The organism is Propionibacterium acidifaciens DSM 21887 (assembly GCF_000426605.1).
Classification (GTDB): Bacteria; Actinomycetota; Actinomycetes; order Propionibacteriales; family Propionibacteriaceae; genus Propionibacterium; species Propionibacterium acidifaciens.
Genome location: NZ_AUFR01000001.1, coordinates 271,569 through 290,257 on the forward strand (window position 1 = coordinate 271,569; position 18,689 = coordinate 290,257).

14 protein-coding genes and 2 pseudogenes are annotated in these 18,689 nt (G+C 71.8%); 5 read left to right on the forward strand and 11 right to left on the reverse strand.

The window, feature by feature from the left end:
- Window positions 1-57 precede the first annotated feature (57 nt).
- Window positions 58-717, reverse strand: a complete 660-nt coding sequence (rpe, locus tag K336_RS0101135) for a ribulose-phosphate 3-epimerase (protein ID WP_192962712.1) — start codon at window positions 715-717, stop codon at window positions 58-60.
- Window positions 718-1,805: 1,088 nt separating this feature from the next.
- Here rpe and K336_RS20030 point away from each other — a divergent pair.
- Window positions 1,806-1,988: pseudogene (locus tag K336_RS20030) on the forward strand (transposase); the annotation flags it as partial.
- Here the strand turns inward: K336_RS20030 and K336_RS19190 are convergent.
- A complete protein-coding gene (locus tag K336_RS19190) occupies window positions 1,976-2,455 on the reverse strand; it encodes a hypothetical protein (protein WP_155944938.1) in 480 nt (159 codons plus the stop codon). The pseudogene K336_RS20030 and the gene K336_RS19190 sit on opposite strands and share 13 nt — an antisense overlap.
- Before the next feature lie 58 nt (window positions 2,456-2,513).
- Between K336_RS19190 and K336_RS16685 the strand changes: the two are divergent.
- Window positions 2,514-3,176 (forward strand): annotated as a pseudogene (locus K336_RS16685) (transposase); the annotation flags it as partial.
- Window positions 3,177-3,391: 215 nt separating this feature from the next.
- Here K336_RS16685 and K336_RS0101155 read toward each other — a convergent pair.
- The 7 genes from K336_RS0101155 to mihF form a co-directional block, all read right to left on the reverse strand.
- Window positions 3,392-4,807 carry an RsmB/NOP family class I SAM-dependent RNA methyltransferase gene (locus tag K336_RS0101155; RefSeq protein ID WP_021798456.1) on the reverse strand — a complete coding sequence of 472 codons (1,416 nt, stop codon included), beginning with the start codon at window positions 4,805-4,807 and terminating at the stop codon, window positions 3,392-3,394.
- On the reverse strand, window positions 4,804-5,766 hold the full coding sequence (gene fmt / locus K336_RS0101160) for a methionyl-tRNA formyltransferase (protein WP_028706067.1): 963 nt from the start codon (window positions 5,764-5,766) through the stop codon (window positions 4,804-4,806). Before fmt ends, K336_RS0101155 begins: the two co-directional genes overlap by 4 nt.
- Window positions 5,767-5,861: 95 nt before the next feature.
- Window positions 5,862-7,868, reverse strand: coding sequence for a primosomal protein N' (locus K336_RS0101165; RefSeq protein WP_051245282.1), 2,007 nt, complete (start codon window positions 7,866-7,868; stop codon window positions 5,862-5,864).
- A 72-nt stretch (window positions 7,869-7,940) separates the two neighbouring features.
- Entirely contained in the window at window positions 7,941-9,131 is a 1,191-nt protein-coding gene (metK, locus tag K336_RS0101170) for a methionine adenosyltransferase (protein ID WP_021798929.1), read from the reverse strand.
- 119 nt (window positions 9,132-9,250) lie between these two features.
- Window positions 9,251-9,637: a DNA-directed RNA polymerase subunit omega gene (gene rpoZ, locus K336_RS13505; protein WP_021798925.1), complete on the reverse strand. Its 387-nt coding sequence runs from the start codon at window positions 9,635-9,637 to the stop codon at window positions 9,251-9,253.
- Window positions 9,638-9,763: 126 nt separating this feature from the next.
- Window positions 9,764-10,378, reverse strand: a complete 615-nt coding sequence (gene gmk / locus K336_RS0101180) for a guanylate kinase (RefSeq protein WP_021798923.1) — start codon at window positions 10,376-10,378, stop codon at window positions 9,764-9,766.
- Window positions 10,379-10,381: 3 nt separating this feature from the next.
- Window positions 10,382-10,693 carry an integration host factor, actinobacterial type gene (mihF, locus tag K336_RS0101185; protein ID WP_028706070.1) on the reverse strand — a complete coding sequence of 104 codons (312 nt, stop codon included), beginning with the start codon at window positions 10,691-10,693 and terminating at the stop codon, window positions 10,382-10,384.
- 305 nt (window positions 10,694-10,998) lie between these two features.
- On the opposite strand from mihF, the gene K336_RS13510 reads away from it, so the two are divergent.
- Genes K336_RS13510 through K336_RS13515 form a run of 3 tightly spaced genes read left to right on the forward strand, consistent with a single transcriptional unit; the run spans window position 10,999 to window position 16,740 of the window.
- Complete coding sequence (locus K336_RS13510) at window positions 10,999-13,773, forward strand: MMPL family transporter (protein WP_081660466.1); 2,775 nt, start codon at window positions 10,999-11,001, stop codon at window positions 13,771-13,773.
- The gene (locus tag K336_RS0101195) at window positions 13,770-16,004 is read left to right on the forward strand and encodes a YhgE/Pip domain-containing protein (RefSeq protein ID WP_028706071.1); all 2,235 of its coding nucleotides are present in this window, start codon (window positions 13,770-13,772) and stop codon (window positions 16,002-16,004) included. The genes K336_RS13510 and K336_RS0101195 overlap by 4 nt, the downstream gene beginning before the upstream one ends.
- A 34-nt stretch (window positions 16,005-16,038) precedes the next feature.
- Complete coding sequence (locus tag K336_RS13515) at window positions 16,039-16,740, forward strand: TetR/AcrR family transcriptional regulator (RefSeq protein WP_021798933.1); 702 nt, start codon at window positions 16,039-16,041, stop codon at window positions 16,738-16,740.
- A gap of 28 nt (window positions 16,741-16,768) precedes the next feature.
- On the opposite strand, the gene pyrF is transcribed toward K336_RS13515, so the two are convergent.
- Together pyrF and K336_RS0101210 are read right to left on the reverse strand one after the other, a co-directional pair.
- Window positions 16,769-17,578, reverse strand: coding sequence for an orotidine-5'-phosphate decarboxylase (pyrF, locus tag K336_RS0101205; RefSeq protein WP_028706072.1), 810 nt, complete (start codon window positions 17,576-17,578; stop codon window positions 16,769-16,771).
- A gap of 14 nt (window positions 17,579-17,592) precedes the next feature.
- On the reverse strand, window positions 17,593-18,681 hold the full coding sequence (locus K336_RS0101210) for a quinone-dependent dihydroorotate dehydrogenase (protein ID WP_051245283.1): 1,089 nt from the start codon (window positions 18,679-18,681) through the stop codon (window positions 17,593-17,595).
- Window positions 18,682-18,689: the final 8 nt, after the last annotated feature.

Sequence of the window (18,689 nt, forward strand, 5' to 3'; positions counted from 1 at the left end):
AGAACGATTCGCAGCCCCAGTCGCTCGGTGCCGTGGCCGTGACCCGGGGGTCGTGGTTCAGTGGGAGCAGGCCGCGGTGGCCTGCTCGCGCAGCTGACGCACCATCGCGTCGGGGTCGTCGGCGCGGAAGACGGCGGTGCCCGCGACGAAGACGTCGGCGCCGGCCTCGGCGCAGCGACCGATCGTCTCGACGCCGACTCCCCCGTCCACCTGGATCCAGATGTCCTGGCCGGTGGCGGCGACGAGCCGACGGGCGCGCCTGATCTTGGGCAGCACGAGGTCGAGGAACTTCTGGCCTCCGAAGCCGGGTTCGACGGTCATGAGCAGCATTTGGTCGAGCTCGCCGAGCATGTCGGCGTAGGGCTCGATCGGGGTGGCCGGACGCAGGGCCATCGAGGCGCGGGCGCCGAGGCGGCGCAGTTCACGGGCCAGTCGGATCGGGGCGGCAGAGGCCTCGGCGTGGAAGGTGACGGACTCGCAGCCGAGCTCGGCGAATTGAGGCGCGTAGACGTCGGGATTGTCGACCATGAGGTGGATGTCCATCGGCAGCTCGGTGCGCCGACGCAGGGCCTCGACGACGGGCAGGCCGAAGGTCATGTTCGGCACGAAGTGGTTGTCCATGATGTCGACGTGCACGGCGTCGCTGCTGGGGATCCTCGCGAGGGTGCCTGCGAGGTCGGACAGATCGGCGTTGAGCACGCTGGGCGTGATGCGCATGGTCACGGGGCAAGTCTAGGGTCATGGCCGGGAGGCGGACCAGCCGGATCACGTGCCTCGAGTGGCAGGACGGTGGTGTCCGCGGAACACCGCCGCGCACCGGGCCACCCACTCTTCCGCGGGCCCCGGCCGATCTCCCTCGCCGAAGCTCACTGTCATCAGCCTCCCACGCCCTCAGGACCCGCTGCAGACGCCCCGCCCCACCAGTGCGCCCCCAGACGCCCCCACAGCAGCACTCGAACCACGACTCGGTCGACCCCCCACGAGCAAACCGCACGGGGCCAGGCCCCAGAAACCGCACCCTCGGAGAGGGATCGAAGAGTCATCGACCTCGATTGCGTCTCGCACCGCATCGACATTGAGGCGTATTTCATAGGGTTGATCTGAGCTGTTGTCGGTGACTTCGCTGAGGCGTGTCGCAGAAGACGAAGGGCGGCCTGTCCCGAGATGATTAATGCGTGACCAAAAACAATCAAGGAGCAGACCGCGAACCGCATGCCATCACACGACTGACTCACGCCCGGATACAAGACCTGTGCCAGAAGATCCACGCGGCAACCGGCGGTGACCCGCCGGCGGCCGGATCACGCAGGCTCGGCCCCCACCGGAGCATCCGACTCGTTCTGGCCAGCCTGCGCCACAACCTCGGACAGGAGTCCCTCGCCGAACCGTTCGCAATCTCCCAACCCACCGTCTCCGGAGTCCTGTCCGCCCAGACGCCCCCGATCGCCGCTGCCCCGGCCGAGAACGCCTCCACCGCAGACGACCTCGAGCCGGGCACCCGGTTGATCATCGACGGCACCCCCATACCTTGCTGGGCCTGGCATGACAAGCCCGAACTCCACTCCGGCGAACACCACACCACCGGAGTCAACCTCCAGGTGGCCTGCTCCCCGACCGGACACCCCGCCTGGCCCCCGACCCGGTGCCCGGCCGCACCCACGACGCGCGGGCCCTCACCGAATCCGGCCTCCTCGACAGCAGCGATGACCCTCAGAGCAATGATCCGACCAGATGTCCTCTCACACCCGGCACACCGCAGACAAGGGATACGTCGGACTGGGACATGACCACCCCCCGTCAAGAAACCAGCCGGACCACCCCAACCAGAAACCGACAAGAACTACAACCGGGCCATCAACAAGATCAGATGGCAGATCGAACAGGTCATCGCCCACCTCAAAACCTGGCACAGCCTCAAACCCCGTTGCAGACGCCCCACCGACACCATCACAGCAATACTCGGGATCATATTCACCTACACCCCATGAATAAACCTCATTGCTTCGTATGGCTGACATGAAACGAAACCGTATTTTTCGTGGATTTCCTGTGCTGTTCCGGATATGATCGGGACATGCAGGTCGGGGTCACCCCGGAAGAAACAGCCGTCCTGATCAGGTGGAAGAAGCGTTCCGACAATCGTGTGCTGGTTCGGATGAAAGCAGAAGCGATTCTGTACGCCTCCCGTGGCGTTGATGTGGATATCATCGCTGAAATGGTTGAGCGCACGGAGCGGACCGTGCAGGAATGGCTGGCCGAGTGGCAGGCCACCAGGATGTGCTCGGTGCTGACCGGCCATGCCGGGAACCAGAACGCGGCGAAACTCACTCGCACCCAGAAGGAAGAACTCAAGGCCATCTTGGCCCAGCCGCCCTCCCGGACGGGCGTCCGCGCCGAGTTCTGGGACGCCCCGGCGATACGTGACGCCGTGAAGACCCTGTTCGACGTGGAACACCAGTCGGACTTCTCGTACCGGCTGCTCCTGCGGTTCTGCGGGCCGAGCCCCGAACCGCCCGGACCCGTTCGGCGAGCACCGCGACGAGAAAGCCACCACCCGACGCATGACCGAGGTGAAGACCCAAGTCAAAAGCTTGTTGGACCAAGGCTGGGAGGTCTGCACGGCAGACGAGGTCCGCTTGGAGCACGAGGCCTGGACCCGCCGCATGCAGCCCCCGAAAGGACAACGCACCAAACTGTCCGTGGACCGGCAGAAGACGTCCCAGTCCTTCTTCGGCGCCCTCTCGCTGACCAGCAAAAAAGTCAAACTGTACCCGATCGAGGGGAACCAGAACACCGAGCAGACGATCCTCGCGCTGGAACGACTCCAACGAGAAACCGAGACAGAGAAGATCGCTGTCGTCCTGGACAACGCCCGATTCCACCACGCGAAAGCGTCGACCGGCCTCCACGAGCCCGGTCAGCTGCTGGAACGCATCACACCGACCCATCTGCCGCCGTACGCGCCCGACCACAACCCGGCCGAGCACGTCTGGAACGCGGCCAAGAACAACATCGCGACCATCCAGCACGAGACCCCCGAAGAAACCTTCGGCGCGTTCGCCTCATACGTCACCGGCCGCGCCTTCGACTACGACTTCGAGCACCTCCCACTCCGCGAAACCAGAAACGATCCTGTTCCATGGCGGCCATTGATGCATCCATGGAATCCCCCCTGATTTTTCAATGGAGTGGCGGGTTCGTCCCCTGCTTCTGCTTCTTCGATCGCTTCGGCACATGGCATCGCACAGAGATCCGTCCGCATATCCGCATCAGTTGTCACGGCCCTGCGAACCTGTTCATCACTCCGATCAGCAGTTGGCGTCCCGACATGATCTCCCCCGGCTGCGACGATGCCGTTCACACGGTTGGGCCATCCGGGCCCTGACATCGCTCATCGCTTGCGCATGAGCGCCAGGAACATGGCATCGGTGCCGTGCCTGTGGGGCCACAGCTGGACGAAGCGGGGATCGGTGGCCGCGGCAGCCCCGGGTATTTCTGGGATGAGGGCCGGGGCATCGAGCAGCTCGACCCGGTCACGCACGCCGGCCACGACGTCGGCGGTCTCGGCACGATGCGGCGAGCAGGTGGCGTAGGCCACCAGCCCGCCGGAGGGCACTGAGCCGAGGGCGACGTCGAGCAGGTCCTTCTGCAGCGGAACGAGCTCGTCGAGGTCGGCCGGGTCGCGGCGCCACCGCGACTCCGGGCGTCGCCGAAGGGCGCCCAGGCCCGAGCACGGCACGTCGGCGAGCACGGTCTGGAAGGCGGCCTCGTCCCAGGCCGGTTCGCCGCCGTCGGCGACGATCACTTGGTGACCGCGCCGATCGTAGCGGCGCAGGGCGAGCCTCACGAGGCGGGCCCGGTGCGGCTGGGCCTCGTTCGCGACGAGGAAGGCGCCGTGGCGGTCGGCGAGACCACGCAGGAGGGCGCTCTTGCCGCCGGGGCCGGCGCACAGGTCGAGCCAGCGCGGTCCGCGCAGGCCCGGGGCGCGGCTCAGTGCCAGGCAGACGAGCTGGCTTCCCTCGTCCTGCACGCCGGCGCGGCCGGTGCGCACCGCCTCGACCTCGGACGGATCGCCGGCGCGCCGGGCGCCCCACGGCGACCAGCGGGTGGGAACGGCTCCGGCCTCGGCGAGCTCGTCGCGCTCGCACAGGCCGGGGCGTACGACGAGCGTGGGCTCGGCGGCCGCGTTGTCGGCCGCCAGGGCCGGCTCGAGTTCGTCTGGGTCGAGCAGTTCGGCGTAGGCGTCGATGATCCACCGCGGGTGGCCGGTGCGCAGTTCGCGCTCGCGGGCCGGATCGGCGCCGGCGATGAGCGCACACCACTGCTCGAACGGACGAGCGACGATCCGGCGCATGACGGCGTTGGTGATGCCGCAGGCGCGCTCCCCCACGACGTGGGCGGCGAGGTCGACGCTCGTGTCGACGGCCGCACGGTCGGGCACGCGCATGGTCAGGCCCTGGTGGGCGCCGAGCCTCAGCACGTCGACGAGATCGGGCTCGAGCTCGTCGAGGTCGCGTCCGGAGGCCTTCTCGATGATGGCGTCGTAGCTGCCGGCCATGCGGCAGGTGCCGAAGACGAGTTCGGTGACGAAGGCCGCGTCGCGGCCGGTGATCCGCTGCTCGTCCAGGACGCGGCTGCAGGCGAGGTTGGCGTAGGCGTCGCCGCGGTCGATGTCGCGCAGTGCCTCGAGCGCGGTGCGCCTGGGCCGGTCGAGGGGACGGCGGGCCCGCGCGCGTCCGGCTTCGTGCCGGGACGGGTTGTGCGGGAACCGCCCGCGTCCGCTGCGGGGGCGGCCGTGGTCGTTCATGCCGGTTCCCGCCCGCCGTCGTCGAAGCGGGCGCCGAGGGCTGGTCTGGCGCCACGCGCCCAGTCGGCCCCGCTCATGGCCCTCCTGCCGAAGTCCTGGACGCGGACGAGCTCGAGCGCCCCGTCTCCGGTGCCGGCCCACAGGTGCCTGGCGTCGGCCTCGATGCATCCGGGGGCGAGCGCGCCGGGGTGGGGGCCCGCTGAGGCCGGGTCGTCGACGCGGGCGGCCAGCACCTTGAAGCGCCGTCCCTCGAGCAGCGTCCAAGCGCCGGGATGGGGACTGGTGCCGCGGACGGTGCGCGCGAGCCGGGCGGCGGGCACGGTCCAGTCGAGCCGGGCCTCGGCGACCTCGATCCGCGGGGCCGTCGTAGCGGCCTCGTCGTCCTGCTCGACGGGGGCGAGTCCGGCCTCGATGTCGGCCATGGTGCCGACGAGCACGTCCGCGCCGAGGACGGCCAGTCGGTCGAGCAGCTCGCCGGCCGTCTCGTCGGTGCCGACGGGCACGCGCAGCTGGCGGTGGATGGGGCCTGCGTCGAGGGCCGGGACGAGTCTGAAGGTGGTGACGCCGGTGACGGTGTCGCCGTTCATGAGTGCCCGCTGCACGGGGGCGGCGCCTCGCCAAGCGGGAAGGAGGGAGAAGTGCAGGTTCACCCAGCCGTGGGCCGGGACGGCCAGGACGTGCTCGGGGATGAGGGCGCCGTAGGCGACGACGGCGCAGACATCGGGGGCGAGCGCCGTGAGGCGCGCGACGAAGTCCTCGTCGCGCGGGCGCGACGGCTTGAGCACCTCGATGCCCAGCTCCTGCGCGGCATCGGCGACGGGCGAGGCCCTGAGTCGCCTCCCCCGCCCGCTCGGCGCGTCGGGCCTGGTGACGACGGCCACGACGTCGTACCCGGCCCCTGTCAGTGCCCGCAGACCGGGGACCGCCGTCCCAGGCGTGCCGGCGAAGACGATGCGCATGGGCCCCTCCTTCTCGCTCCCCCGCTCGGTGCCACAGCCTACCCAGGCTCCGCTCCGGGCGGGCGGTCCGACCGCCGCTCCGGGCGGACCCGCCGTCAGGACAGGTCGACCGGGTCGATGCGCACCCTTACGGCCCCCGGCTCCTTGTGCGCGCTGCGCACCGCGAGGGCCTTCTTGGCGGCGGCCGCCAGCTCGCCCCCGGCCCGCCGCGGCGCCCGGACGAGCAACCGCCACAGTGGCTCGGCCCCCGGCTCGGACGGCGGGAGCTCGACCCGGCCGAGCACCTCGGCGCACTCGGGCCAGGCGGCGAGCCGGGCGAAGTCGGTGATGACGCGCTCGGGCCCCTCGACGGCGCACATGGCCGTGGCCGGCGGGAGGCCCGCCTCGGCGCGCTGGGCCAGCTCGCGGGCGGCGAAACCCGCCGGGTCGAGCCGGACGAGGGCCTGCACCGGAGCGTCCTGCGGGGGGCCGACGAGGCAGACGGAGCCGCCCTCTGCCGCGGGGCGGACGAGCGCGACGGCGGAGAGCCAGCGCCGCAGCGCCTCCTCGGCTGCGCGCAGGTCGGCCCTGCCGAGCATGAGGGAGCCGTCCAGCAGGACGGCGGCCGCGTAGCCGGCCCGTGCGACCGGCTCGGCGCCCGGGGTCGCCACGACGAGCGCCGGCGTCTCGCCGACGCTCTCGCGCACGGTCTGACCGGAGCTGTCGACGAGGACGACCCCGGGGAAGGCCCTGCCGAGTTCCTCGGCCGTGCGCCGCGAGCCCACGAGCGGGGCCCGCAGCCGGGCGGATCCGCACCGCGGGCACTGCCAAGAGGTCATCGTGCGTCCGCACCACCGGCACGAGAGCCTGCGGCCGCCATCGGGCAGACGGTCGGCCCGAACCGGCCCGTTGCAGCCGCGGCACCGGACGGGAGCGCGGCAGTCAGCGCAGGCGAGGGCCGCGAGGTAGCCGGAGCGGGGCACCTGGACGAGCACCGGGCCCGAGGCAAGACCGGCGCGGATCGTCTCGAAGGCGCGCCGCGGGATCCGCACGGCGGAGGCCATCGGGTCGCGGCGCAGCTCCTCGTCCGAGTCCGCCGCCACGCGCACCACGGCGCAGACGCGGCGCGTCGTCGCGGCGGGCGAGGCCAGAGGGACCAGCCAGCCGGACTCGACCCAGCGCTCGATCTCGCAGGAGCGCGCGTAGGACGCGTAGAGCAGGGCGCACGGCTCGGCCGCGGCGCGCAGGGCGGCGACGTCGCGGGCGTGCGGGTAGGGGGCCCGGGGCTCGGCGAACAGGTCGTCCCCGTCGTCCCACAGGCAGATGAGCCCGAGGTCGTGCAGGGGCGCGTAGCAGGCCCCCCGGGTGCCCACCATGACGCGTGCCCGCCCCCTGCTTGCTGCCAAGTAGGTGCGGTAGCGGGCGGCCGGCCCCGACTCGGAGTGGAGCTCGGCGACGCAGCCGTCGCCGAGGCAGGCGGTGAGGGCGTCGCGCATGCGTCGCACGTCGTGCACGTCGGGCACGAGGACGAGGACGCCGCGGTGGGCGTCGAGGGCCGCCACGCAGGCCTGGACGAAGCCGCGGCGCCAGTCGTCGGCCCCGTCCCGGTCGGTGAAGAAGCGCGGTGGCACCTGCCAGTGCGCCCGCAACCGACCGCCCCGGCGCAGCGCCTCGAGGAAGCGGGGCCCTCCGGGCGCGTCCTCGAGGGCCCCGGAGGGCACGTACGATGGTTCCGGCGCGGGCCACGGGTGTTGCTCGGCGGCCTCGGTGGCGGCGTGCCGTGGCGGCACGGCGAGCCGCATGACGTCGGCGAAGGCGCCGGCGCAGTGATCGGCGACCGCCCTGATGAGCGCGATCTGGTGGGCGTCGAGCACCGGCTCGGACGAGACCACCCGCGACAGCGGCGACAGCCGCTCGACCGCGGAGTCGTCGGGCAGCTCGACGATGAAGCCGTCGACCGTGCGTCCTGCGAAGCGTGCCCGGACGCGGGCCCCGACGACGGCCGCGTCGGCCATCGCCTCGGGCACCGTGTAGTCGAAGAAGCGGTCGAGGTGGGGCAGGTGGACGTCGAGAGCGACGCGTGCGATGCGCCGTGTCGGGGCCGGCGCGTCGGTGGTCGTCATGGTGACGATCCTAGGCGGGGGCGCCGACACGGACGCCGCCGGCCGGTGAGCCCCGCGCGAAGCGCGGCCCGGTCAGCCCCGGACGGCGGCGGTGAGGGCGTCGGCGCGGTCGGTGCGCTCCCACGTGGCCTCGGGCAGCTCACGGCCGAAGTGGCCGTTGTTGGTGAACAGCGAGTAGACCGGGCGCAGGAGGTCGAGGGCGGCGATGATCGAGCGCGGACGCAGGTCGAAGACCCGCCGCACCGCCGCGACGAGCTGCTCGTCCGGGACGGCGCCGGTGCCGAAGGTGGCGACGTGCAGGCTCGTCGGATGGGCGCGGCCTATGGCGTAGCTCACCTGCACCTCGCAGCGTTCGGCGAGGCCGGCCGCGACGACGTTCTTGGCGACCCAGCGCGCGGCGTAGGAGGCGGAGCGGTCGACCTTGGAGGGATCCTTGCCGCTGAAGGCGCCGCCGCCGTGGCGGGCCATGCCGCCGTAGGTGTCGACGATGATCTTGCGGCCGGTGACACCGGCATCGCCCTGGGGGCCTCCGATGACGAAGCGTCCGGACGGGTTGACGAGGACCTGCACGTCGTCCGAGGCGACCGCATAGCCGGCGAGCACCGGGTCGATGACCTCGCGGCGGATCGCCGGTGCGAGCACGGAGTCGAGGTCGACGCCCTCGGCGTGCTGGGTGGAGACGACGACGTTCGTCACGGCGATCGGGACGATCCCGTCGTAGTCGATGGTGACCTGGGTCTTGCCGTCGGGGCCGAGGAAGTCAAGGACGCCGTCGCGGCGGACCGTCGACAGGCGCTCGGACAGGCGGTGGGCCAAGTGGATCGGCAGCGGCATGAGCTCGGGGGTCTCGGTGCAGGCGTAGCCGAACATGAGGCCTTGGTCGCCGGCGCCCTGCCGGTCGGCCTCGTCGACGGCCGAGCCGGAGCGCACTTCCCAGGAGCTCACCACACCGCCGGCGATGTCGGGCGACTGGCTGTTGAGGGACACCATGACGCCGCACGTGGCGCCGTCCAGACCCTTGTCGAACGAGTCGTAGCCGATCTCGAGCATGCGGGCGCGGGCGATGTCGGCGATGTCGACGTAGGACTCGGTGGTGGCCTCCCCCGCGACGACGGCGACGCCGTTGCTCACGAGGACCTCGATCGCGGTGTGCGAGGCGGGGTCCTGGGCGAGCATGCCGTCGACGACGGCGTCGGCGACGGCATCGGCCACCTTGTCGGGGTGGCCCTCGGTGACCGACTCGGAGGTGAACGACCTGCTCATTGGCTGCTGCCTGCTTTCCGCCCGGCGAAGAGCCGGGCATGACGCCCCGTCGACGGCCCGGGGACACTGGTGGTGCTCCGCGTCGTGCGCGCCGCGGCGGGCACGATCGACGGGCCGGTTCAGGCCGGGTCCGTGCCCGGCTCGGTCGGGGCGGGGACGGGGTCGGCCAAGGCATCGAGGTCGGCCAGCGGGTCCCCGAAGTCGAAGTCGGGGTCCTTGGCCGCCTCGGCCCGGGCGACCGCCTCGGCAGCGGGGTCGATCTGCTTGTACTCCAGGACGCCCGCGTTGATCTCCCGCATGGCGATGGACAGCGGCTTCTCCTGCGGCGCGGTGTCGACGAGCGGACCGACGTTCTCGAGCAGGCCCTCGCCGAGCTGGGAGTAGTAGGCATTGATCTGACGTGCGCGCTTGGCGGCGACGAGCACAAGACGGTACTTCGAGTCGACGTGCTCGAGCAACTCGTCGACGGACGGCGTGGTCGAGCCCTCAGGAGTCATGCTGGTCAAGATTGCAACCCTCGTCTGAATCCCCGTGGGGAATCGTTGTCGCGACGGGCGCGCCGGCGCCCGTCTGGTGTGACGGCCCGACACCGGGTGCGAGCCGCGGGAACAACTGCGTCGTGAGCGCGGGGCTCACAATCGCATCAACTGTACCAGCCTGTCGACGGTCTCATCGAGCTCGCCGTTGACGACGACCTCGTCGAACTCGGACCGGGCCTCGAGCTCGCGGGCGGCGGTGCGAAGTCGACGCTGCTGCTGCTCGGGCGTCTCGGTGCCGCGGTCCTCGAGGCGGTGCACCAGCTCGTCCCAGCTCGGGGGGGCGAGGAAGATGTGGGTGGCCATCGGGTAGGAGCCGCGCACCTGGCGGGCCCCCTGGAGGTCGATCTCGAGGATGACGGTGCGGCCGGCGGCGACGGCCTCCTCGACGGGGCGGCGCGGCGTGCCGTACCGGTGGGTGCCGTGCACGACGGCCCACTCGAGGAGCCCGTCCTCGGCGATCAGCCGGTCGAACTCCTCATCGGTGACGAACCAGTAGGCGGAGCCGTCGGTCTCGCCGGGACGGGGGTTCCTCGTCGTCGCCGAGACGGACACGAAGATCTCCGGGTGGAGCGCCTTCAGCCTGCCGCAGACCGTGCCCTTGCCCACGGCCGTGGGTCCCGAGATGACGTAGACCCCCGGTCGTGCGGCACCGATGCGGCCGCCGGGCTCGTGAGGGGTGGCACCGGCAACCGATCGCTGCTCGCCCATGGGTCAGTGGAACTCCTTCTTGAGCCCTGCGATCTGGTGGCGGCCGAGACCGCGCACGCGACGGTTGGGGGCGATGTCGAGCCGCTCCATGATGGCGGCGGCGCGCTTCTCGCCGACGCGCGGGAGGGCCTTGAGGAGGTCGACGACCTTGATGTGGGCCAGCACGTCGTCCCCCGCCGCCTGGTCGAGTGCCTGACCCAGCGTGAGCTCGCCCCTGCGCAGTCTGTTCTTGAAGTCCGCGCGAGCGCGACGGGCCTGCGTGGCGGCCGAACGAGCCGACTGGAGCTGTTCGGGCGAAAGAGTCGGAATGGCCATGGATCCTCTCCATTCGAACGTGCCGGGGACTCCTTGGACCCGGCTTTGGGAACAAGGTACCCCCTGAGTGGCGGTTTTTCTTCCTCCGTGCCTTGTTAGTGGCCAATTTCTGGGCAAATCCTCACGAAATGGACCCCTTCGACCCCTGAGACAGCCTCAGGGGGGTTCCCCAGGGGACCCTGACGGGTCGACTCAGGACGTCTCGCGGGGTGCCCTGAGGCCCGATTTGATCCTGAGGGGCTTACCATAAATGATGGTTTCATCAGTTCCGATGGTTCCGTCCCCGCCCTGAAGGTCCGCATCCCATGTCCTCCCACCTGTACCGCCTCGGCCGCGCGGCCTACCGCCGACGCGTCCTCGTCGTCCTGGCCTGGCTGCTCGTCCTCGTCACCGGCATCGTCCTCATGAACACGCTGTCGAAGGGCACGAACGACACGGTGCGCATCCCCGGCTCGTCCTCGCAGAACGCCCTCGACACGCTGAACCACGTCTTCCCGCAGGTCTCCGGCACCTCGGCGAAGATCGTCGTCGCCATGCCCGAGGGCTCCTCGGTGAGCGCCCAGCCGGTGAAGGACGCGGTGGGCGCCGCCGTGGACGAGATCGACGCGCTCGACCAGGTCTCGACGGTCGCCTCCCCGTTCTCGTCGCTGGTCGACGGCGCCGTCTCCGACGACGACACGACGGCGATCATCACCGTGCAGTTCGACGGGCAGAAGAACGACCTGACCGGGGCGACACTCGACGCCGTGCGGGGCTCGGCGGCCCAGCTCCAGTCGAGAATCGGCGACGGCGCCCGGGTCGAGGTCGGCGGCTCGGCCTTCGACAACGTCATCCCGACGATCTCCGTCACCGAGGCGATCGGCGTCGTGCTCGCGCTGATCTTCCTCATCATCTTCCTGCACAACGTCCTGGCCGCCTTCGTCCCGATCGTCATGGCGCTCGTGGGCGTGGGGGTCACCGAGTCGCTCGTCTACGCGGCCACCGGCGTCATGACCATCATGAGCACGACGGTGCTGCTGTCGGTGATGATCGGCCTGGCCGTCGGCATCGACTACTCGCTGTTCGTCATCTCCCGCTACCGGGACAACCTCGCGCAGGGTCTCGACCCGGAGGAGTCCGTCGCCCGGTCCATCGCGACGGCCGGCACCGCCGTGCTCTTCGCCGGCATGACGGTCGTCATCGCCCTCGTGGGCCTGTTCGTGGCGCGCATCCCCTTCCTCACGATCATGGGCGTCGCCTCGGCGTTCGGCGTCGCGACGGCGGTGTGCGTGGCCCTCACGCTGCTGCCCGCCACGCTCGGCTTCTTCGGCACCCGCATCACCCCGCGGGCGCGCCGCAGCCGCTCCGGCCGGGACGGCTTCTTCGGCCACTGGGTGCGCCTCGTCACCGCGCGCCCGCTCGTCACCATCGTCCTCGTCGTCGCGGCCGTCGCCGCCCTCGCCGTGCCGGCCACCGGTCTGAGGCTGTCGTTGCCCATGGAGAGCGCCGCCGAGGCCGGCACCGACGTGCGCACCACCTACGACACGATCAGCGACGAGTTCGGCCCCGGCTACAACGGCCCGCTCATCGTCGTGGTGAACGTGCTCGACAGCACCGACCCGATCGACGGCATGAACAGGCTCGGCGACGACCTGGCGACGATCGACGGGGTCGCGCACATCGCCATGTCCACCCCCAACGAGTCGGGCACCTACGGCATCGTCCAGGTCATCCCGTCCGGCTCCCCCGACTCGGCCGCCACCGCCGACCTCGTGCAGGCGCTGCGCGACCGGGGCCCGGCCATGGCCGACCGGTACGGCTTCCGCGACTTCGCGGTGACCGGCATCACGGCCGTCGCGGTCGACGTCTCGGCGAAGCTCACGAGCGCCCTGCTGCCCTACGGCGTCTTCGTCGTCGGCCTCTCGCTCGTCCTGCTCGTCATGGTCTTCGGCTCGATCGCCGTGCCGATCAAGGCGACCATCGGCTACCTGCTGTCGATCCTCGCCTCCTTCGGCGTGACGACGAGCATCTTCGTCGACGGTCACCTGGCGTCGCGGCTCGGCGCCGACTTCACCGGCTCGTTGATCTGCTTCCTGCCGATCATCGTCATGGGTGTCCTGTTCGGGCTGGCCATGGACTACGAGGTCTTCCTCGTCTCGCGCACCGCCGAGGAGTACGTCCACAGCGGCGACCCGGTGCAGGCCATCCACAACGGCTTCCGCAAGGCGGCCCCGGTGGTCAGCACGGCCGCGCTCATCATGCTGAGCGTCTTCGCGATGTTCATCCCCGAGGGCAGCTCCGGCATCATCAAGCCGATCGCCACGGCCCTGACGGTCGGCGTCTTCGTCGACGCCTTCATCGTGCGCATGACCTTCGTCCCGGCGGTCCTCACACTGCTGGGACACCGGGCCTGGTCGATGCCCGAGCGGCTGGCCAGGGCGCTGCCCCGCTTCGACGTCGAGGGCGCGGGCCTGGCCCGTCAGCTCTCGCTCGAGGGCTGGCCCGCCGATCCCCGCGAGGCCGTCGCCACGCGCGCCATGGTCGTGCGAGACCGCAACGGCGCGGCGCTCAACCGTCCGATCGACCTCGACCTGCACCCCGGCCGGATCGCCGTCCTCACCGGGCCGGAGGGCTCGGGCAAGTCCGAGCTGATGCTCGGCCTCACCGGCCGACTCGCCGGCTTCGACGGCGACGCGCGGGTGGCCGGGCTCCTGCTGCCCGAGCGCAACGCCGCGGTCCGGTCCCGCAGCGTGCTGGCCTCCGGCGGCAAGGACGTCAACGGCGTCCTCGCCGAGGGGCTGCACCGCGGGGTCGCGCTGGCGGCCGTCGACGACGCGGACGCCGTCATCGGCGCGAACCGCACGGCCCGGGCCCGCGAGCTCATCGGCCGGCTCGTCGCGGACGGAGCCTGCGTCCTGCTCACCGGCGCGAACCCCGGTTCGGTCGCTCACGTGCTGCCCGCCGGCGCGGTCCCGGTCGAGATCCCGATGGAGCCGCCGCCGCAGCACGCCCGCCCGGCGCCGCAGCGCACCGGTGACACCGCCGGCGCGGACGAGCGGTCCGCCCGATCCACCATCCTTCTCGAGGAGGCCTCACGATGAGAGCACGAACGATCGGCAATCTGCGGGGACGCGCCTCCTGGCGCACCTGGGTGGCGCTGCTGTGCGTGCCCGCCCTCCTCATGGGCGTCCTCGTGCTCGCCTTCCACGACCCCGGATCCCAACTGGACAAGGTGAACGCCGCCGTCGTGAACGACGACACCCCGGTCACCGTCGACGGCCAGGTGCGCCCGATGGGCCGCCAGCTCGCCAAGGAGCTCGTCAACGCGAGCGGCGACGACTACAACTGGGTGCTCACCACCGCAGACGACGCCTCCCAGGGCCTTGCCGACGGCGACTACTCGGTCGCCGTCGAGATCCCCTCGGACTTCTCGGCGAAGGCCACCTCGGTGGCCGGGAACGACGCGGGCGCCGTCACCCAGGCCTCCGTGACGATCACCACGGCGGCCGACTCCCCGCTGCTCGACGCCCAGGTCGGCACGACACTGGCCGACGCCGCCGAGCGCTCGCTCGGCCAGCAGATCACCCAGACCTACGTCGACACGGTCCTCACGAGCATGGGGACTCTGCATGACGGGCTGTCGACAGCGGCGGACGGGGCCGACGAACTGTCCGCCGGCACGACGAGCGCCGATGACGGCGCCTCCCGACTCGCCGACGGCGCCGGCACGCTGGCGGACGGCATGGACACCCTGGCGACCGGCCAGCAGGGCCTCGCCGACGGCCTCGGCCAGCTGCAGACCCGGACCGCCGACCTGCCGAACCAGACCCAGCAGCTCGCCGACGGCGCCTCCCGGCTGGCCACCGGCGCCCACCAGGTGTCCGACGGCACGACGGACGTCGTGAACGGGGCGAACCGGCTCGCCGGCGCGAACCAGACCCTCAGCTCCGGGGCGAGCACCCTGTCGGGCGGCGCCTCCCAGCTGGCCGGCGCCCTGTCGGGCGCCCAGCAGCAGCTCACCGGTCTGCCCGACCAGACCCAGCAGCTCGCCGACGGCGCCGCCGGAGTGAGCACCGGGGTCGACACCGTCGCCACCTCCGTGACCCAGCTCCAGCAGGCCGCGAACGCCTGCGCCCAGGGCGTCACGGCGTACTGCCAGGGCGTCGCCGACGGGCTGGACCAGCTGGGCGGGCAGATGGGCGCCCTGCAGTCCGGGGCCTCCCAGGTCGCCACCGGCACCTCGGCCCTCAGCACGAGCGCCGCCGGGCTGTCCGGCGGCATCGGCGAGGCGGCCGACAGCGCCGGCCGGCTCGCGGACGGGGCGGGCTCGCTCGCCGACGGCGCCTCCCAGGCCGCCGCCGGCGCGAACGATCTCGCCTCCGGCGCGACGAACCTCCAGTCCGGCGCCCAGCAGGTCGCCACCGGCGCGGACGGCCTCTCCGGCGCCACGAGCACCCTGGCCTCATCCTCGCAGTCCCTCGTCGACGCCATCTCCTCGGCCAAGAGCGGGGCCGACCAGCTCGTCACCGGCATGAACACGGCCCGGGACGGCTCGCACTCGCTCGCCGACGGCGCCCGGAGCCTCCACGACGGCACCACCGGGCTCAAGGACGGCGCCGGCACGCTCGCGAGCAGCCTGCGCGACGCCTCGAACCAGGTGCCCAGCTACACCTCCGACCAGCGCGACCAGATCTCCGACGTCGTCACGACCCCTCTCGTCTCCACGACGAGCGGTCTGGGCTCCTACACCCGCTCGGCGGTCGCCCTGTTCGGGGTCGTGGCCCTGTGGGTGGCGGCCATCGCCTTCAGCGCGGTGAGCCCCGCGATCACGAGGACGGCCTTCGAGTCGAACCTGCCGACCTGGCAGCTGGCGCTGCGCTCGCTCGGCCCGACCCTGCTGTTCTCCGCGGCCTGCGGCCTCATCGTCGGCGCCGTCGCGGCCCTCGCCCTGCACCCGGGGCTCGGGGCCTTCTTCGCCGTCGCCGCGGCGGCATTCGTCATCGAGCTCGTCTTCCTCGCCATCAACCAGGCCCTCGGCTCCGTCCACCGCATCGGGGGGCCCGTCGTGGCACTGGCCGTGCTCATCCTGGCCGTCGTCGGCGGCGTCTGGTCAGCCCAGCCCGCCTGGATGCAGTCGGTCGCCGGCTTCCTGCCGACCGATCCCTCGGTGGGTCTCCTGCGCGCCATGGCGGTGCCCACGAGCGCCGGCCTGGCCGGCATGATCGCGGCGCTCCTGGTGTGGTGGCTGGTTGCGGTCGTCGCGCTCGTCGTCCTGACCGGCCGTTCGCGCACGACGACACTCCCCGCGACCACGGATCCGACGCTCGGGTGAGCGGCTCGGGACGGGGTGCGCGACAATGAGTGCGATGAACATCGTCGAAGCAGCGGGGAAGGCCGCCGGCACGGTCGGCAAGGGCCGCCACGGCAGACGCCGGGCGGCGACCCGCGCCGCCCTCGTCCAGGCGGCGCAGCAGCTCATCGCCGAGGGGCGCACCGATGTCCCGATCTCGACGATCACCGAGCTCGCCGACGTGGGCTTCGGCTCGTTCTACAACCACTTCAAGACGAAGGAGCAGCTGTTCTCGGTGGCCTTCGCCGAGGCGATGGAAGGCTTCAGCCTCACCCTGGGACGGCTCATCAAGGGCGTCGACGACCCGGCCAGGGCCGTGGCGATCGGTTTCCGCGTCATCGGGCGGGTCGCCGAGGTGGCCCCCGGCTTCGCCTCGCTCGTGACCCGCTCCGGGCCGGCCTCGCTGCTGTTCGACGGCGCCCTGCGCCAGACCTCCGTACACCTCATCGGCCGGGGCATCCGGTCCGGGCGGTTCTCCCTGCCGAGCGCGGAGGTCGCCTACGCGGCGATCGGCGGATCCCTCCTGGGGGTGGTCTCCTGGCTCCTGTCCGAGCCCGGCGAGAGCACCGAGGACGTCGTCGATGCCCTCGCGGCGGGCGTCCTGCGCATGCTCGGCCTGCCCGACGACGAGTCGGAGCTCATCGCGCGCGAGGAGCTGCCCGAGTGCATCCCTGACGAGTCGCTGGCCGCGCTGGCCACCTTCGTCAAGGCGTCCTGACCGGCGTTCCGGCCCGGACAGGGACGGCTCAGCGCAGGACGAGCGCGGACGCCGCGTCGCGCAGCGCGGCCGGGTCGGGTCCGGCCCGCAGCACCCCGCGCGAGGCGCTCGGCAGCACCCGGTCGACGGCGTCGCCGAAGATGCCGGCGAGGGACTCGACGGTGCCGCCCTGGGCGCCGATGCCAGGCGCCAGCACCCAACCCGTGAAGCCCGCCAGGTCGATGCCAGCGCTCTCGCGCGTGGCGCCGATGACGAGGCCGATGTCGTCGAGGCCGGTCCGGTCGTTCTCGGCGCGGGCGGCGTCGAGCACCCGCTGGGCGACGCTGCGGCCCCCGGCGTCGGCGAGCTGGACATCCCCGCCCTCGGGATTGCTCGTGCGGCACAGGACGAACAGGCCGCGGCCCGTCCCGTGGGCCAGGTCGACGGCCGGGCGCAGCGACTCGAAGCCCAGGTAGGGGCTCACGGTGATCGAGTCGGCCGCCAGCGGGGCGCCGTCGGCCAGGGTGGCCCTGGCGTAGGCGTCCATCGTCGAACCGATGTCGCCGCGCTTGACGTCGAGGATCGACAGGGCGCCGGCCTGGGCGATGTCGCCCAGGACGCGCTGGAGCGCGGCGAGGCCGGCGGGGCCGAAGACCTCGAAGAAGGCGCTCTGGGGCTTGAAGACCGCGACCTGCTCGCCGAGGGCCTCGACGGCGCGGCGGGCCATCGTCTCGATGCCCGCGGCGTCGTGGTCCAGACCCCAGTCGCGGACGATCCGCTCGTGGGGGTCGAGGCCGACGCACAGCCGGCCGCGCTGGGCTGTGGCGGCGGCGAGCCGCGCACCGAAGGACTCCGTCATCGTCGTCCCCGCTCTCATTCCGGGCGGCACAGCTTGTTGATGCCCATGACGAGGGCGGGGCCCTCGAAGATGAAGCCGGTGTAGACCTGCACGAGCCGGGCCCCGGCGTCAAACATGGCCTGGGCGTCCGCGGGCGTCATGATGCCGCCGACGCCCATGACCGGGAGCCCGGTGCGGTGGGTGATCCAGCCCACGCGCTCGAGGGCCATCGCCGTGAGGGGCCGGCCGGACAGGCCACCCGCCTGGCCCGCCAGGTGTCGGTCGGCCGGGGCGAGGCCCTCGCGCCCCATGGTGGTGTTCGTCGCGATGATGCCGGCGATGCCGGCGCCCTCGCAGGCCGTGAGGAGGTCGTCGAGCTGGCCGGCGGACAGGTCGGGGGCGAGCTTGACGAAGACCGGGACGGGATGCTCGGGGTCGAGCTCGCGGGCGCGGCCGACGAGCGCGCCGGTCAGCTCCTCGATCTCGCGCTGGCTCTGGAGGCTGCGCAGCCCCGGCGTGTTGGGGCTCGAGACGTTGATGGCGATGTAGTCGGCGTACGGCGCGAGGGCCTCGAGGCTGAACAGGTAGTCCGGCACGGCCTCGGCGAGCGGGGTCTTCTTCGTCTTGCCGATGGAGACGCCCATCGGCGCGCCCAGCCGGTTGTTGCCGCGTCGGACGCCGGCTGCGTCGAGCTTGGCCGCCATCGCCTCGGCGCCGTTGTTGTTGAAGCCCATCCGGTTGATGATCGCCTCGGAACGGACGAGCCGGAACAGGCGGGGGCGCGGGTTGCCGGGCTGGGCGTGGCGGGTGACGGTGCCGAGCTCGGCGAAGCCGAAGCCGAGCGAGGCCCACGCAGCGGCGGCCACGGCGTCCTTGTCGAGGCCGGCGGCGACGCCGACCCGGCCCGGGAAGTGGATGCCGGCCACGTCGACCGGGTCGCGGTCGGTGCCGAGGAGGCGCTCGACGAGCCCGAGCAGCGGCTCGGGCAGGTGGCCCAGCGTCGAGATGAGCTGGCCGTGGATCCTCTCCGGGTCGCCGCCGTGCATGCGGAACAGCACGGGTCGGACGACCTCCCTGTAGCCGCAGCGGATGGCCCGCACGTACAATTCGTCGGCACTGGGCATGACCGGTC